The sequence below is a fragment of the Syntrophomonas wolfei subsp. wolfei str. Goettingen G311 genome (genome assembly GCF_000014725.1).
GTDB lineage: Bacteria > Bacillota > Syntrophomonadia > Syntrophomonadales > Syntrophomonadaceae > Syntrophomonas > Syntrophomonas wolfei.
Genome location: NC_008346.1, coordinates 1,446,635 through 1,463,201, shown reverse-complemented (window position 1 = coordinate 1,463,201; position 16,567 = coordinate 1,446,635). Strand labels below are relative to the sequence as shown.

At 43.7% G+C, this 16,567-nt stretch carries 12 protein-coding genes; all 12 read left to right on the top strand.

The genetic code is table 11. From position 1 onward, the window contains the following. Positions 1-3 precede the first annotated feature (3 nt). The 12 genes from SWOL_RS06500 (at position 4) to recA (ending at position 16,167) form a co-directional block, all read left to right on the top strand. Positions 4-2,226, top strand: coding sequence for a DNA translocase FtsK (locus SWOL_RS06500; protein WP_011640676.1), 2,223 nt, complete (start codon positions 4-6; stop codon positions 2,224-2,226). 140 nt (positions 2,227-2,366) lie between these two features. Then, positions 2,367-3,437 (top strand): winged helix-turn-helix transcriptional regulator, encoded by a 1,071-nt coding sequence (locus SWOL_RS06495; RefSeq protein ID WP_041427443.1) that lies wholly within the window; start codon positions 2,367-2,369, stop codon positions 3,435-3,437. A 245-nt stretch (positions 3,438-3,682) separates the two neighbouring features. Continuing rightward, positions 3,683-4,420, top strand: a complete 738-nt coding sequence (locus SWOL_RS13550; protein ID WP_011640674.1) for a helix-turn-helix domain-containing protein — start codon at positions 3,683-3,685, stop codon at positions 4,418-4,420. A 6-nt stretch (positions 4,421-4,426) separates the two neighbouring features. After that, the gene (gene rimO / locus SWOL_RS06485) at positions 4,427-5,746 is read left to right on the top strand and encodes a 30S ribosomal protein S12 methylthiotransferase RimO (protein ID WP_011640673.1); all 1,320 of its coding nucleotides are present in this window, start codon (positions 4,427-4,429) and stop codon (positions 5,744-5,746) included. Continuing rightward, a complete protein-coding gene (gene pgsA / locus SWOL_RS06480) occupies positions 5,743-6,279 on the top strand; it encodes a CDP-diacylglycerol--glycerol-3-phosphate 3-phosphatidyltransferase (protein ID WP_011640672.1) in 537 nt (178 codons plus the stop codon). Before rimO ends, pgsA begins: the two co-directional genes overlap by 4 nt. 121 nt (positions 6,280-6,400) lie before the next feature. Further along, positions 6,401-6,526, top strand: coding sequence for a TOBE domain-containing protein (locus tag SWOL_RS15275; RefSeq protein ID WP_081424882.1), 126 nt, complete (start codon positions 6,401-6,403; stop codon positions 6,524-6,526). A 228-nt stretch (positions 6,527-6,754) separates the two neighbouring features. Continuing rightward, complete coding sequence (locus SWOL_RS06475; RefSeq protein WP_011640671.1) at positions 6,755-10,309, top strand: S-layer homology domain-containing protein; 3,555 nt, start codon at positions 6,755-6,757, stop codon at positions 10,307-10,309. Positions 10,310-10,534: 225 nt separating this feature from the next. Then, entirely contained in the window at positions 10,535-11,077 is a 543-nt protein-coding gene (locus SWOL_RS06470; RefSeq protein WP_011640670.1) for a hypothetical protein, read from the top strand. A 2-nt stretch (positions 11,078-11,079) separates the two neighbouring features. Continuing rightward, positions 11,080-12,561, top strand: a complete 1,482-nt coding sequence (locus tag SWOL_RS06465) for an AAA family ATPase (protein WP_011640669.1) — start codon at positions 11,080-11,082, stop codon at positions 12,559-12,561. Between the two features lie 460 nt (positions 12,562-13,021). After that, a complete protein-coding gene (locus SWOL_RS06460) occupies positions 13,022-14,272 on the top strand; it encodes a competence/damage-inducible protein A (RefSeq protein ID WP_041427441.1) in 1,251 nt (416 codons plus the stop codon). Beyond that, on the top strand, positions 14,269-14,841 hold the full coding sequence (gene thpR / locus SWOL_RS06455; protein WP_011640667.1) for an RNA 2',3'-cyclic phosphodiesterase: 573 nt from the start codon (positions 14,269-14,271) through the stop codon (positions 14,839-14,841). The genes SWOL_RS06460 and thpR overlap by 4 nt, the downstream gene beginning before the upstream one ends. Before the next feature lie 321 nt (positions 14,842-15,162). Further along, the gene (gene recA, locus SWOL_RS06450) at positions 15,163-16,167 is read left to right on the top strand and encodes a recombinase RecA (protein ID WP_041427862.1); all 1,005 of its coding nucleotides are present in this window, start codon (positions 15,163-15,165) and stop codon (positions 16,165-16,167) included. The last annotated feature ends 400 nt before the right edge of the window (positions 16,168-16,567 follow it).

The window sequence follows — 16,567 nt, the reverse complement described above, 5'->3', positions numbered from 1 at the left end:
GGCGTGAGACTCATTCAAGCCAAGGAAAAAAAACTTAAGGCTAAAAAAACTAAGGATAGCAATAAGATAAACCAGGAGCGGATTAAAAGGGAGATATTGGCGCTGGTTGTTTTCATGCTGGCCATTTTTGTCTACATTAGTGTTAGCCAATTTAGCGGCAGGGCTGAAAGCACACAATTTATTGGGGTTTTGGGTAGCTATATATTAAAAGGTTTGGAATTATTGCTAGGTAGCGGAGCAGTGTTTTTCTCATTTTATTTATTATTCTGGTCTATAGATATTGGTATTGATAAGAAAATGTGGTCTACGCGTATGTGGGGGGCCAGTCTGCTATTTTTATCCTGCTTGCTCTGGCTTAGCCTTTATGACATACCAGGTGGTTTAAGTGCTTGGGAAGCTGGAATTAAAGGCATGGGTGGGGGAGTTTTGGGTGGTATTCTGGCTACCGGGGTAATTACCTTGTTGGGGAAAGTGGGAGCAGCGATAATACTTATTCTAAATATTGCGGTTGCGGTTCTGTTAATAGTAGGTAAACCCATTAAGGTGATTATTAGATTTCTTCTAAATTACAGCCGTGTTTTAAAAAGCAGCTTGGATAAGATAATGTATTATGAGACGAATGAAGACATACCGCTGCCGATAGAAGCCCGAGATCAAGTAATAATCAATCATCCTCAACCATCACAGGCGGAGAACAACAATGAATGGACCGCAGTCGAAAATAATCCTCTGCCGCCTGAACCGGTTATTGATCATGAGAAATCACTCCTTTCTGACAAGTATAAAAACCGAACGACAAGCAGTCAGTTTGATTATCAGAAGCCTCCTGTGGATTTGCTCGGCGAAATTAGCCGGGAAAGAATAATTGATAAAAAAAATATCAAGGAGAGTATTGGAATTTTGGAAGACACATTTTCCAGCTTTGGTATCAGGGTGAAAGTAAATCAGGTAAGTTGTGGACCAGCCGTAACCCGTTATGAACTTACACCGGCTCCTGGGGTCAAAGTAAGCAAGATTCTTAGTCTAACTGATGATTTGCAGTTAAACTTGGCTGCACCAGGAATCAGAATAGAGGCGCCAATCCCTGGCAAATCAGCAGTTGGCATAGAGATTCCTAACAGTAAACTTTTGAGTGTGAGCTTGCGCAGCCTCCTTTCTTCACCGGCTTTTAAGAATTTAAATAGCCCGTTGGCTTTTGCTTTGGGGGAAGATATCAGTGGTAATACGGTGGTAGGGAAGTTAAACGATATGCCCCATCTTTTGATCGCCGGATCTACCGGTTCGGGGAAAAGTGTCTGTATAAATAGTATGATAATGATCTTCTTATTCAATTCGACACCAGATGAATTAAAGTTTGTGTTTATAGATCCTAAAATGGTTGAGCTCGCTGCATATAATGGCATTCCTCATTTGATGACTCCGGTCGTTACCGATCCCAAGAAGGCTTCGGTAGTACTACGCTGGATGGTGGGAGAAATGGAAAAACGCTATAAGATCTTTGCTGAGCGAGGGGTCAGGGATATTCAGAGATTTAACCAGATTAGCGAAGAAAGTTTGCCTTATATAGTAATAATAATTGATGAACTGGCTGATTTAATGATGGTTTCACCCGTTGAAGTCGAAGATTCTATATGCCGGTTAGCACAAATGTCCCGGGCTGCTGGAATGCACCTGATTGTGGCTACCCAAAGACCTTCAGTCGATGTGGTAACCGGAATAATTAAGGCTAATATTCCCTCCCGTATAGCTTTTGCGGTTTCTTCCCAGGCTGATTCTCGAACTATCCTGGATACTTCCGGAGCGGAAAAACTTCTGGGTAAAGGGGACATGCTTTTCCTGCCGGTAGGGGCGGCAAAACCTTACCGGGTACAAGGGGCATATGTTAGTGATGGTGATATCGAAAAGGTAGTCAGCTTTATCAAAGAACAGCTGCCCCAGTCTGAAGAAACCGAGGCAGCCAGTGAGATAGATATGGTTCTGGATAGAATGGAAGAAGACTATGGAGATGAGCTCTTTTGGGATGCGGTAAATGTATTCGTAGAGAACCGTAAAGCCTCGGTATCTTTATTACAGAGACGCTTGCGTATAGGTTATGCCCGGGCAGCACGTCTGGTTGATTTGATGGAAGACAGGGGAATAGTATCCGAACTGGATAACAACAAAAAACGTGAAATCTTAATTGATAGTGAGCAATTGGATAAACTATACAGTAGCTCTAAACTATGATAATATGCTTGCAGTATAACGAGGTGAAATAGGTCCCCGCTTCTTTAAACGGCCAAAGTTTCTATTAACAAAACAGCGGCAGTTTCTAATCCCCCGCCTCGTTGCAGCGCTGTATTGAAACAGCTCAACGGTTTCTTCCGATGTTTAAAGTAATACTGGATATTTTTAAGGATAAGCCTTTGGGGATGAGGATATATCCCATAATTTTAGTTTTGGCTCTTAGTTTTTTTAAAGGGAGATTTAATATGAGGCTAACCTCCAGAGAAAAGGAGATATTTGAAGTATTAAAGAAAGAACCCCTTATTTCCCAGGAGGAACTGGCACGCCGCTTTAATATAACTCGTTCATCCATAGCAGTACACATATCCAACCTGATGAAAAAAGGCGTAATCCTGGGGAAGGGATATGTTTTCAATGAACAGGTCTCAGTAGTAGTTATTGGTGAGAGTTACTATTATATTAAGACCAGTGGTCCAGATAATGATTGTTCTATTAACATGGGTTTGGGAGGATTTGCTGTCGATACAGGAAGAATTTTTGCAAACTTTGGTTTAAATGTTAAACTAATAACTATAGTAGGAAATGACGAAGAAGGCACTAATATTTTTAATGAACTGCAAGGAAAAGGTGTTGATATTGTAAATATCTTTAGACATGCCAAAAAGAGAAGCTGCCGTAAAGTCTTTTTGGATGATAAACGGATATTGGAAGAAAACTTTAGCCTGCAGGATTATGAAAAAGCCATTGATGCTAGAGAATGGGTAGTTTTCAATTGTGAATGGTTGGTGGTGGATACCAGGTTTCAGGAGCTTTTGTGCCATAAAGCAATAGGAAAGGATGAGGAGAAACTTCCCTTTTTCTGTACCTGCCGCTACTTATATTCTATAGAGGAAATACCGTCATTTTTGTCTCGCTATGATTTGTTGGTTTTAGGTGTAGCAGATAGCAATATTATGGACCATTATTTAAGCCAGGCCCTTGCTTTGAGCTCTAATGGAGTGCAAAGTGTTATTTTAAGTGACGGAAATACACGCTTGTTTTATTTTCAGAAGGGAAATGCCCACGAGTTTCCCTTACTTCCCAACCAATGTTTTGATAGCCAGGAAGGATTGCCTGCTTTATTGGCCGGGATTGTTTATGGTTTATCCAGCGGTTATTCTTTGCGACAGGCGGTTAGAATAGCTGTCGGTACAGCTGCATCAAATGATTAGTGTTGGGTTTAAGTTATTTTTAAGCATCGGGAGAAACTGTGGAGCAGTTTCAAACAGCGCTACAACGAGGCGGGGGATTAGAACCTGCTGCCTGTTTTGTTAATAGGAACTCATCCTCTTAAAGAAGCGGGGACATATCTCGCCTCATTATAAATTGATAGATTGGTAATATAATAACTCATAGCAGTAATATTAGCTCTTTAACCGTAAGCAAGCTTTCAGGATTTTTTTAGGAGTGAAGCAAATTGGCGTGGGGAAAGACTCTCCGTGAGAGACGAGAACAACTTGGTTATACCCTGGAATTTGTGGAAGAGGAAACCAAGATACGAAAATATTATTTGGAAGCCTTGGAAAATGACCATTTTTCTTTGCTTCCGCCAAAAATCTATGCCAGTGGTTTTGTCAAACAATATGCTCGAATACTGGAACTGGATGAAAAGCAGATAGTAGATGAGTTTAGACGATTAGCTTATGGTGATGACGAAGATGGTGACAATATTATCCTTGACCAAAATTCATCCTCCGAAGAGAAATCCTGGTTCCGACCGCAAAATCTAGTTCTTGCCCTGGTCTTTCTTGCCCTGGTCGTTTGGTTGGGCAAGTATTTGGTAGACTATATTGCCCAGGAGGGAATTCATAATCCAGGCCCGGGGATTTCGCAGAATGAAACTGATATTGGCTTAAAAGATAGTGATAAGATTACTAAGGAAACCCCGATGACTAAAACTGCCCGGGTTGAAATCGAAGTGAAACAAAAATGTTGGATACTAGTAAAGGTAGACAATGAAACTGCATATACAGGTACTTTACAAGCAGGTGAAAACAGGGTTTACGAGGGAAAGCAGTCCGTATACATCAAAGCTGGAAATGCCGGCGGTTTAGAGATCACTTTTAATGATCATAAAGAGGGTAAAATGGGTATGCCTGGGGAAGTGAAAGAAAGGGAGTTCCTAGCTCCAGGTAGGCAAGATAAACAGGAGTAATAACTGGTGAATATTGGCTTTATTAGTTTAGGTTGTTCCAAGAACCGTGTAGATACTGAGGTGATGATGGCGGCCCTGAAAAAGGCCGGGCATAGAATAGTAAATTCGCTGGAAAGAGCGGATTTAGTAGTTGTCAATACCTGTGGTTTTATTACACCGGCAAAAGAAGAATCAATAGAAGCAATTATTGAAACGGCTGAATTAAAGAAAAAGGGAAGCCTGCAATTTCTTATCGCTGCTGGTTGCTTGTCTCAACGCTATGGGCGAGAATTATTATTGGAGATACCGGAATTAGATGGGGTTTTCGGCATTTCCTCTGTATCTTCCATAGCTGGAGTTGTTAACCGGATTGCTCAGGGAGAGAGAGTTTGCTTTACAGAAGCAACCCCGACCGAATACTTCGAAAAAGGACATAGAATACTTACTACGCCCCCTGGCTCGGCCTATTTAAAGATAAGTGAGGGCTGTAATAATTCTTGCTCTTATTGTGTCATACCTTCCATCCGAGGCAAATTACGCTCCAGACAGATTAATGAATTGCTGAATGAAGCAGCGCAACTGCTTAAAATGGGTATAAAAGAACTGGTACTCGTAGCCCAGGATACTTCTGCCTATGGCCATGACATTTCTCCCCAGTCGGCACTCCCCACACTCTTAAGAGAGTTATCCAAGCTTGACGGTCTTGAGTGGATTCGTTTAATGTACCTGCATCCTCTTTACTTGAGTGATGATATAATTGATGTTGTTGCCTATGAAAACAAAGTGCTCCCTTACCTGGACATTCCCATTCAACATGCTTCTTCAAAAATTCTGAAACTAATGCATCGCCGGCATGATAACAGTCATTTACGAACGATGATAAGCAAGTTGCGGGCAAGAATCCCCAATCTAACCTTGCGCACCACAGTAATGCTCGGATTTCCCGGTGAAGAAGAAAAGGATTTTGCCGAGCTCTATGAATTTGTGGCCGAAAGTCAATTTGATTGGTTGGGGGCTTTCAGTTTTGTCCCGGAGGAAGGCAGTAAGGCTGCATTGCTGCCGAATCAAATTGAGGATGAAATAAAGGCAGAACGAAAGGATAAGATACTAAGACTCCAGCAAAAAATTACCCGGCAAAAGAACCTGGCGCGAATTAATACCCAGGAAAAGGTTCTAATTTCCTCGCAACTCAGCAAAAATTTATTTGTTGGAAGAACTTATTTCCAGGCCCCGGAGGTTGATGGATTAACTCTGGTAAAAACAGATTTTAAATTAACCAAAGGCGACTTTGTTGATGTACAATTAGTAGGGGTAAGGAACTACGATATGATTGGGGAATACCAATGAATCTGCCTAACAGCTTAACTTTGATAAGAATTTTTTTAATCCCTGTTTTTGTGCTTATTTTACTGATTAGAATACCCTATGGGGATTTTTTTGCAGCAGCAATTTTTATTGTTGCCGCTTTGACCGATAGTCTGGATGGTTATCTGGCTAGAAAATGGAAGCAAGTAACTAAATTGGGAATTATTCTCGACCCTATAGCTGACAAGTTACTGATAACCGCAGCATTGATTAGTCTGGTTGAATTAGGCCGAATTCAGGGTTGGATTGCCATAATAATTTTGGGACGGGAGTTTGCCGTATCTGGATTGCGTGTAGTCAAGGCTGAAGAAGGTATTATTATTCCCGCCAGTAAATTAGGGAAAATAAAGACTATAAGTCAAATAGTGGCCGTTATTTTAATAATTCTGGAAAAGGCCTACCAACCCTATATAAATATACCATTGGGCCAATGGATGATGTATTTTGCGGTAGTTATTACATTAGTATCCGGCTTTGAATACTTTTATCGATTTAAGCTGCATTCGGGTGCTTAAGATTCTATATACCCTTTAAGGTACCGGTGCAGATACTACTTAAAAAAGAACATAAGAAAGACTGATGCGAAAAAAACATCAGTCTTTTTTTGTTTAATCGCTAGCATTTAAGAACTTCTGAATAATCCCACGAGGCTCCTTTTACAAGGTAGATCTTGATGTAGGTATCATTCTGACAGCAGTGGTTACCGGGCAGGCTCTAGAAAAACTGAATCTAGAGCCGGGACAGAGTGTTTGGGTAGTTTAAACCACTGCTGTGCATGTTTTTAAATAAAGAAAACCAGAGATAGGCTAAAATAAAATGTTAACAAAAGCAGGAATTAACATATATTTGCTATAAATATATTTATACTTATGCAAATATTCATCATCAGCAATTTGAGGAAGGGATGAAGCTCAGATTATCAGGAAGGGGGCAATAGAAAGCAGGGGAGCGAGGTTAATATTTCCAGATTAGACGAGAGGAGAATGCTCGTTGAAGAAAAAAAGAAGAAAAATACTCGCATACGGCATATTAGTGCTTTTTATGTTGTCCATAAGCGGAGTCGCCTGGGCAGCACCGGCAGATACAACAAGCACCGGGGGAAATAGTATTGAGGCGCAGACGCTTTCGTCATTCAAGGATGTAAGCACCGCGGACGGCAACCTGATCTATATCAACTTCCTGGCCAAGAAAGCGATCATCGCTGGTTTTCCCGATGGCGGGTTTCACCCAAGCGAGGGATTGAGCCGTGCCCAGGCAGCAACGGTAATTGTAAAAGCTGCCGGCTTAAATAGTGATAATAAGGAAACATTGTTTAAAGATGTGAGCGAAGGGCACTGGGCCGCCGCTTACATAACCGCAGCCGCGAAGGATGGTTACCTGAAAGGCTATCCCGATGGGAGCTACAGACCCGAGGACAAGCTTAGCCGAGCTGAGGGTATAAACCTAATATTAAGACTATCCAAGCAAAAAGATAATGCGGAATTGCCCGTATTAAAGGACCTGGATAGCAAGCACTGGGCCGCCAATTCGGCAGCAATCGGACTGGCGGCTGGAATGGTGGGCTTGAGCAGTGACCAGACTCAATTCCTTCCCGATGCCGATTTCAGTCGCGGCGATTTAAGCCGGGCTTTGGCCGTATTGCTTACTACTGACCCGGATTTAAGCAGAAAAGCATTAAATGGCAGCCTGGAAATAATAAATGGCCAAGTGAAGATTAACGGCCAAACCGTAAGTGGTACCGTAAGCATACAAAACGGCGATATAATAGCAACCTCCGCCGGTGCCGAAGCCCAGTTGAACTATCCTGACGGTAGTGGTTTTCTAATCAAGGGAAATACTGGTTTTACAGTTAAGGAAACCCAGGGCCGGGAATATATCAAGAAGGACGGCAGCCCGGGGATCGCAGTGGACTGGCTGCTGGTTGACCTTAAAAAAGGCAATGTCTTCGGAGCCCTGGCCGATAATCCCAATGTACAGAAAGTTGCGGAAAAGAAAAACGCTGCTGCAGGTGAACATCTGCTGGCCGGCCTTTCCAATGGCCTGGAATTGATAGCGGCAAACGATAAAGGGCTGCCCTGGTATAAAACCGCCAACAGTAAAAAGGTAAAAGTAAAAGTGGATATGCCTTATGGCGTAGTCGCAGTACGCGGCAGCTTCTGGAACAATAGTGTAAGTGATGACGGCTGCAACACTTCGCTTTTGGAAGGCGAACTCGATTTAATTGCCGGTGGCCAGACCCAGTCCCTGCTTCCCGGTCAGAGTTCCGGTGCGAGCTCGTCCAATCCCCTGCCTGCTCCTCCAACACCGATGACTGCAGCGCAAGTAAACGCCTGGGTGCAGCAAGCTAGCTGGCTGCAGAATGTGGCGCAAACCATGCAGACCCAGCAGGCGGCATGGCAGGCTCCTCCGGGAATTACTCAACCCAACCAGCCGCCGCCAGCAATCCCTAAGCCTACGCTACCCAGTATATTGAATGTCCTTAACCAGGCTTTGATAAAGGTTCAGCAGGCAGCTGGAATTACCAACCCTGTGCAATTGAATGTTGCTGCTTCCAGCAGCAGCAGTTACAACACCGGTGGTTCCAGCAGCAGCGATTACAATAGCGGAGGCGGCGGTGGAGGCAGCCAACAGCCTGGGACCTGGCGGCTGGAAGATGTGGCCACCACGGTTTATAATAACCAGACCCTTGTTCTGACCCGTAAACTCCATATTACCCCTCCCGTCGGAGTGCCGCAGGATTCATATTATGAAGTGAAGATGAAAAGCGGAGGCACAATTTACAGCCTTGGAACAAACAAGATTGGCAATCCCATCTTCCATTTAGCCAAGGCCTCGGATGATCCCTCCCGTCTTATTGCGGCTTTCCAGGATAACAGCGGTAACAGTTATGGCTTTTTCAGCCTGAACGGCAGCGGCAGCAGCGGCACCCTGACCAGCCTGGCGACCAGGACTATCTCTGGAAAAATTGAACTGCAATCATCTTCCGGACCCATAGCGGCTCCCGCCGGAGGTTTAATCATTAGAATATATATTTCGGGCAACACTGTAGGTGGCCATTATAGCAGCAACCAATCAGTTACTATGCCGGCCGGCGCGTCCAGCGTGAATTATACTCTAAATGTTCCCGAGAACAAGAGCAACTCTGGTTACTATATCTCCTGCGATGTAGTGGACAAAAGCTACAGCAATCCCTTTTTTAGTACCAGAATCTTCGATGTGGATGTTTCGAAGGGCAACGCCAGCGTTGAAAATATAATACTGCAGCCGGCTGCCTATATTCATGGAAAAATAAGCCTGCCCGAGGTAAATACCTCAAATATACCTGTTTCCGGCAGCATAGCAGCCAAACCGGCATCGGAGTCGGGTGGTTCTTCTTTCATAACTCACAGAATTAATTTTGAAATAGAGAAAAACAAAAAGGATTTTGCTTTTCACCTGCTGGTAGAGCCTGGAGCAGATTATTATTTGTATTATGAATTGTATAACAGCAATAATGAATACGAACATTCGCAGAAATTTTATCGCTTTGGTTATTACAGCAGCTCAGGCACCGTTGGCAGCGTTCCTGTTGAAGATATCTACACTTCTCTCGTTGGAGCAACCGCTATTACCGTAAACAGCTGTATCTCTGACATCAACCTGGATGTTAAGACCGGTTACGGCTATCTCATTTCCGGTTACATTACATTGCCGGAAGCTGCTCCGAGCAGCGGTATCAACCTTTGGCTCTGGGTCCATCCGCAGTCTGGGCCGAACGCCGGTATCTCCGCCGGTATCTACAAATATTTTTTACACGAAGAAAAATCGCAACCTTATTACCTAAATGTACCGGGCCCAGGCAACTATATCCTGTCGGATGATCGTGGTACATCGGCATTTACCAACCCGCCGTTCTACAGGCTGGATCCGGTGGCGGTGACGGTCTATTCAGCCGATGTCTCCCAGGATTTAAACCTTGTAAGCTCAGGCATAATACCGGGTGGACCGGGCGGCGACATCACCGGGCTTGATCCCGCTATGGTAAGCGGCCCGGCCCTCCTAGTGAAAGGAAAGGTCTATGGACTGCTCAGTCCCTCCTGTACGGCAGAAGTTGCGGCCTTGATAAGATTAAACGAGTGCTGCTATTTTAAGTCAGCGGACGGGCAGTGGTATGAACTGATTGACAGCGGCAACGGTTTAATTGCAACAGATGCATCGGCTATACCTCCGATAGGAAAGATCATCGACTGCCCTGTATTAACAGCATCGCCAGCCTCCTTATTGCAAGACGACACCGGACGCAGCATTAAGGTAAGTGCAACATCAGGCAGTGCTCTCTGGACAGCAAGTGATGACAGTGTACGGGCTATTCTAACAAATGATCGAGAAGGGCTAATCATATCGTGCAGTCCTATTAAACCTGACACTATTGGAGATGAAAACGCTACCATCCCCATACCCGATGCTATACCCAGAAGTAAATATATTCTGACCTTGTACAAGGAATCCGGTGGAGCTAAAATACTGCTGGGCGCAGCCAAGTTTACTATCACTAACCCAATTTAATGAATACCAAAATTCGGATTTATCATGACCGGAACCCGGAAAAGCATCGCTAAAAGCAAAACCCCCTGTTTTTTAAGAGCAGGGGGTTTTGCTTCCTTATTGGAGCTGTAATATGATGGGGAGTTTATTGCCTGCGCTTCTTTTTCTACGCAGCATTCCCAATATTAATCAGCTTTTTGGCGGCAAGGTCTATGTTATAATATGCAGGTGAGGAGGCCAATTTCGATGAAAAACAACGATTTTCGCATATTAATATCTGTTGCCGCCTTAATTTTAAGTCTAGGTGTTTTTTTGGGTGCGTATAACCTTTATATTAAACTAGGCATCGAAAAACCCCTGGGGGCTGAGTTGTCAGCACTGGACGGGGTTAATAAAATCGAAGTTAATAAAGGTAAAGAGGGATATGAGATTAAGGTAGATTTGGATAAAGTGGATAACATTCAGAATAACTATGGGGATATCAACCAGGCTTTAAAAGCTAGATTAAATGGTGAAAACTATCAATTAAAAATTGGCGATCAGCGCAACCAGGATTTACAAGAGCTATTTAACAGCCTTCAACCTGCACTTTACGAAGCTCTTGCTGATAACCGTTTTATCTGGCTAAATGAACAGCTGGCTGAGAAGGCCGCTGCTAAAGGTATGAATCATGCTATGTATATCGATAAGGAGCAGCTATATCTTCAGATAGGGGATGGGCAGCATTATCTTTATGAAGTAATAGAAAGAAACAGCAATAGCAGTTCAGCAGAAACAGGGAGGAAGTAGTTGTGAGGGAAATATTAGTTGGCTCAGCAGTGGGCCTGGTGGTTTTTCTTGCTATCATTGGGGTTAATGTCACCCCCTTTGTTTTATTCGCCCTGATAATGGGAGGCTTTTTCTTTTTTATGCAGAACCAGGGCTCAATAAAATTTGATGAAGTAGGAGGAGCCATAAATAAACCACGTCATGCCCGTTTCGAAGATATAGGAGGGCAGGATTCGGCTATTAAAGAATTGCAGGAAGCCCTGCAGTTTATATTAAGACCGGATGAAATCGGTAAAATGGGAATCAGGCCTATCAAAGGCATATTACTGGTAGGGCCACCAGGTACCGGCAAAACTTTGCTGGCCAGGGCTGCTGCCAGTTTTACCAGTTCGGTCTTCATCGCTGCTTCGGGCAGTGAGTTTATCGAAATGTATGCGGGAATTGGAGCCAAGAGGATACGCCAGCTTTTTAAAGATGCCCGCAGCAAAGCCAGTAAGGCCAAAAAGAAGAGTGCCATAATTTTTATAGATGAACTGGAGATACTTGGCGTAAAAAGAGGAAGCAATAGCAGTCACATGGAGTATGACCAGACGCTAAATCAGTTACTGGTAGAAATGGATGGTATCTGCCAAAACGAGGAACCCCGCTTATTGCTTATTGCTGCAACCAACCGGTCCGATATGCTGGATCCGGCACTTTTGCGCCCGGGACGATTTGACCGGCAGGTTCAGGTGGGATTGCCGGACAAACACGGTCGGGCAAAAATATTGAATATTCATACCCGCAACAAGCCTTTGGATGACACGCTGCTTTTAGAAGATATTGCCCGGGCCACCTTTGGATTTTCCGGTGCCCATCTGGAAAGCCTGGCAAATGAAGCAGCCATTCTGGCTATGCGGGAAAAATCCCCCAAAATCGAAGGCCGGCATTTTGAAGAAGCCATTGATAAAGTAATAATGGGAGAAAAAATGGACCGAAAGCCATCCTCTCAGGAGATGGAACGGGTAAGTATACATGAAAGCGGTCATGCCTTGGTTAGCGAACTACTACAACCAGGCTCGGTTTCCGCCCTGACTATTGTTCCGCGAGGTGGAGCTCTGGGTTTCATGCGTAAAGCAGCCCAGGATGACCAATACCTCTATACCCGTGATGAATTGGAAAAGCAGATTATGGTTGCGCTGGCGGGAGCCCTGGCTGAGGAAATATGCTTTGGTAACCGTAGTACCGGCGCTCGTAATGACTTTGCCCAGGCCTGGGATTTGGTGCGGGAAATTATAGATGCTGGTCTTTCATCATTGGGAGTAGTAAAAGCTGAGGATATACCTATTCATACATTTTACCGGGAATGTAAGGCCATAATTAAGAACTTGGAAGAGCAAACCCGGCAACTTTTGCGGGAAAACATAGAGTCCCTGGAAAAGATTGCTGCCTGCGTGTTGGAAGAAGAATCCCTTGATCGCAAGCGACTATTAGATTTGCTGGAAGTATCAGAGATAGCTTCATAATCAAGAGACGAACCCTGATGACTATGGCCAGGTTTTACCTGGCTCTTTGCTTTTTACAGCCTCTTTAACAGCCTGCATCATTTTTTTGCACCGAAATTAAATTTGATGTTACTGCAAAAAGTTATAAATATGTATTAGCGTGCATAAATATTCCACTCAGCTACCTTAAAAGCGACTGAAGGGTGTGTAGGGAACGACTTCCGTGTTGTTTCGAATCAGGCTTTTATATTTATGCAAACCTTATGCAACAAATAGAATTTTTGCAGTGGAGTAAAATTTGTAATAGAATAAAAAGGGAAAAATTACAGCAAGGTTATCCGATGACTAACTCGCTCTAAGACTCCCGCTTCTATAGGCGGGAGTAAGAGCGACTAAGTCTCTGGATAAGTGCGACTAAGCTTCAGATGGAGTTAAAACTCCACCTGAAGCAAGTCTTACTTTATGTGAGGAGATGCTGGATATGAAAACAGCCTGTCTGATTTCCACTGGTACTGAATTGCTGCTCGGTACCACCAATGACAGCAATTCCGTATTTTTAGCCACCAGGTTATTGGAAAGAGGCATTAAGGTTATTGGAAAGACGGTAGTTGGAGACAGTCGCGAAACCATTAAGATGGCTTTTGCCAGTTCCCTGGGCCTGGCGGATATGGTTATTTCCAGTGGCGGTCTGGGACCAACCAGGGATGACTTGACCAAAGAAGTGGCTTGCCAGGTAATGGGATGCGAGATGGTGATAAATCAGGCAGAAGTAAAAAGGCTGGAAGATTTTTTTGCTCGTCGTCAGAGGCCCATGCCGGAATCCAACTTGAAACAAGCCTTGTTTCCAGCGGAAGCCGAGATAATATTTAACCCGCTGGGAACAGCGCCTGGTATGTACCTCAAAAAGGATAATAAAGTTTTAATACTGCTTCCAGGTCCACCCCGGGAAATGGAATATATGTTTAAAAATGAAATTGAGACCAGGCTGGAAAGAGATTTTCCCCAGGCCTTGAATCGCGTCACCCGAAAAACCATAAAAATACTGGGCCCCGGGGAATCTCAGCTAGAGAAGATATTGGATGGAGTAATAGACGATAGTCCTGAGCTTAGTATGGCCTTGCTGGCAGTTGATGGTGAAATTCACATAAAGCTTACAGCTGATGGTCAAGATATAAATCATAGTAAAGAACTTATGGAAAAGGCATGCCAGAGTATAAAAGAAGCTCTGGGTAGAAATATAGTGGGTTATGATAACGATACCTTGCTTTCTGTTGTGGCCGCCTGCCTGGCAAATACGGGAAAAAAAATAGCTGTTGCCGAATCCTGTACCGGGGGATTGTTAGCTAAAATGATAACCGACTTGTCCGGAAGTTCAGAATATTTTTGGGGCTCAGTTACTTCTTACAGCAATGAAGCCAAGATGCTATACCTTAATGTTAAACGGGAGACATTGGAACAGTATGGTGCAGTTAGCCCGGAGGTAGCCCGGGAGATGGCTCAGGGTATGCAAAAACAATCTGGCACCGACCTGGCTCTTTCCATTACGGGGATTGCCGGACCCGATGGGGGTACAAAGGATAAGCCGGTAGGTCTGGTTTACATTTGCCTGGCCGATGGGGGGTTTTTGCAGGTAAAAGAAATGCACTTTGTCGGCAACCGGGAATCTATTCGTATACTGGCCGCCAAAACAGCACTTGATTTGCTGCGCCGGCATTTAAAAAACGGAGGGTGATAATTCTGCGGGCCTTTTTAGCTATTACAGTACCTGATTATTTGAAAGATTATGCAATTAGTTTAAAAAAACAGCTGGCTTCGATAGCTACTGATGTGAAATGGGTGGAAAGGGAGAATTATCACTTAACCCTGAAGTTTCTGGGGGAAATCAACCGCGAACTTACGGAAAAAATAAAGAAGGATATGGAATCCGTAGCAGACTCCTGTCCCCCTCTGCAGCTGGAAGTAAATAAATTGGGTGTTTTTCCTAACCATAGAAGACCACGGGTAATTTGGCTGGGGATTGAAGGGGAAATGGAAAAGCTGAATTTTCTGGGCGAAAGAGTTGATGCTCACTTATATACATTGGGCGGCTTTGCAGCTGAAAAAAAACGCAGTTTTCATCTCACTCTGGGCAGAATCCGTTCGGAGAACAATAAAGAAGCTTTGCTACAACAGCTTGACCTTATCAATAAGAAAGTAGATAAAATCTCTTTTCCGGTTCATGAATTTCATTTGATGGAAAGCCAATTATCATCACGGGGACCCACTTATCTCCTCCATAAGAGCTTTATTCTGAGAGGCTAGTAAGAAAAGACATCAGGCGACGGAAGACAGAAGGCGGATGTAGGAGGACGGAATGGTCACCAGATGCCAGTGATTAGAAGGAGTATTGCTAACTAAATCTTATTATACCAACCGCCTACTAACTCACTTTTAATTAGTGGTTGTGGCCTGGCACTCAAGCAAAATTACTTCTAATTAAATAGATATAACTGACACTGAGTGTTGGGCCATAGGTGATTAGATAAAAATTTGACATTTTTAGATAATTCATATATTCTTATATTACGAACAAATGTTTGAGGAGGGTTTTGGGTGGAGATTAATGAGGTAAATAAAGGTAAAATGGAGGCCCTTAATAGCACTATTAAAAATATTGAAAAACAGTTTGGCAAGGGGTCCATAATGAAACTGGGTGAAGCCGTCAATATGAATGTTGAGGTTATTTCAACGGGATGCATTTCCCTGGACCTGGCCTTGGGGGTGGGAGGCATACCCAGAGGGCGGGTAATTGAAATATTTGGTCCGGAGTCATCAGGAAAAACCACAGTGGCTCTGCACGCTATCGCCCAGGCCCAAAAAGATGGTGGTATGGCAGCTTTTATTGATGCCGAACACGCCCTGGATCCGCTTTATGCTCGTAAACTAGGGGTGGATATTAACAATCTTTTAGTGTCTCAACCGGATTCAGGCGAACAGGCCCTGGAAATTGCTGAAGCTTTGGTCAGGAGCGGTGCGGTTGACATCATAGTTATCGATTCCGTAGCGGCTCTAGTTCCCCGCGCTGAGTTGGATGGTGAAATGGGAGATATTCATGTGGGCTTACAGGCTCGTTTGATGTCCCAGGCCTTAAGAAAACTTACTGCCCACATAGGCAAGTCTAATGCTTGTGTCCTGTTTATCAACCAGATAAGGGAGAAGGTTGGAGTGGTATACGGTAATCCTGAAACAACTACCGGTGGCCGGGCTTTGAAGTTTTATTCTTCCGTAAGAATAGAGGTAAGAAAGGGTGAGGCCATAAAGCAGGGCACAGATCTAATCGGCAATAAAACCAAGGTCAAAGTAGTAAAAAATAAAGTGGCTCCGCCTTTTAAAACTGCGGAATTTGATATTATGTATGGGATAGGTATTTCCCGGGAAGGCGATTTGTTGGATATTGCTGTGACCACAGATATAATTCAAAAAAGCGGTTCCTGGTATGCCTACCAAGGCGAGCGACTGGGACAAGGACGGGAAAATGCCAAGGAATATCTTAAAAACCACCCTGAATTCATGACCTTGCTGGAAAGTCGTATTAAAGATTGGAAACAGGAAGGGAATGCAGCCAGCAACTCACTAGAGGAAGCTTGACAGCCATAGGGAAACTAACTAAAATTTATATAAAGCTCTGGTTGGAAGTCTTACCTTAAAAGCTTGACCATATAGACTGCTTATTTATATAGATGTTGTCCGTAGGCAAAGAGGGAAACCTATATTTTTACGATGAATGGCAGAATGCCAGGAAGTATTAGCTTGTCTGTTAAGGTTAAAGTGAGTTGTTATAAAGCTTACCATTATATATAGGGATAAGTGTGGGCTTTTCTATACTTATCTCAAATTTATAGTGGAGTTAAAATAACAATAGTGGGTGCAAAGGCTTCTTTATGAACCGAGTTTGAACTCGGTTTTTTATTTTCCAGGCTAATATTTCCTTATAATGGACTGGGCGGCAGTACAGTAAAACCATCAGATTTAAAGTGTGGAATACTAA